The 981-nt window shown below is 56.6% G+C and carries 2 protein-coding genes; both read left to right on the forward strand.

Translation table 11 applies throughout. The features are described 5' to 3' along the window. On the forward strand, positions 1-309 hold a 309-nt coding region (locus NW815_RS07670), incomplete at its 5' end, for an NAD(P)H-dependent glycerol-3-phosphate dehydrogenase (protein ID WP_414415865.1). Between the two features lie 276 nt (positions 310-585). Further along, a complete protein-coding gene (locus tag NW815_RS07675) occupies positions 586-951 on the forward strand; it encodes a response regulator (RefSeq protein ID WP_011432017.1) in 366 nt (121 codons plus the stop codon). Positions 952-981: the final 30 nt, after the last annotated feature.

Consider the following 981-nt stretch of genomic DNA (forward strand, 5'->3'; position numbering starts at 1 on the left):
GGGGCACGGGCAGAAACCTTCAATGGCCTGTCGGGGTTGGGGGATCTGCTGGCCACCTGCCACAGCCGCTTGAGCCGCAACTACCGAGTGGGCTACGGGCTAGGCCAGGGCCAACCCTTGTCGCAGATTTTGGCGGAGATCGAGGGCACCGCCGAAGGGGTTTACACCGCTCCCGTCGTGGTCGAGATCGCTGCCCAGCACGGCATTCAGGTGCCCATCACCCAGGAAGTGCATCTGTTGTTGCAAGGGCAGACCACCCCCACCGCCGCCCTCACCCGCCTGATGGAACGTCAACTGACTTCGGAATAGGCTGCCTTCACTTCTCCCAAAGGAGGAGGGGGGTTTCTAGCATAACCGCAAATCTGCGGATGAGGAAAGTTGTTCCGCACTCTATCAGGATTTTTGCAGAGCAGGGAGATCCCAGAATGAGCGATTTGGCGGAGTTTTTTTTTCCAGAGTTTCCCTATGCTGCAGCTGTAGTTCTTCGACTTGTTCTTGCATCAACTCGGATCTCTCTGGCTCCGGGAAGGCGGACAGTAGGCCCGACAGGTTGGGCCAGGTCTTTGTTTAATTTTTTACAAAGTTATGTCCAAACGCATCCTGGTGATTGAAGACGAACCCTCTATTCGCACCTATCTGCAGAAGGTGTTGCAACGAGCGGGGTACGACACGGTGGCGGCCACCGATGGAGAAGAGGGCTTGCAGATGGTGCGCACCCTGATGCCCGACTTGGTGTTGTGCGATGTGGTGATGCCCAAGCTGAACGGCTATGGGGTGCTGGATGCCCTGAGATGGGATCAGTCTACAGCTCACATCCCCTTCGTCTTTCTCTCCTCGAAAATCTCTCCCGAAGAGATTGAACAGGGGCTATGTTTTGGCTCCGATGCCTATCTGACGAAGCCCGTTGACCAGAAACGCCTGCTGAAAGCCGTTGCTGCCCAATTGTCTTGAGTTGACCAAAAGGCGCGGCAAGCCCCGTCC

The organism is Synechococcus sp. R6-7, from assembly GCF_047461695.1.
In the GTDB taxonomy this organism is placed as follows: Bacteria; Cyanobacteriota; Cyanobacteriia; order Thermostichales; family Thermostichaceae; genus Thermostichus.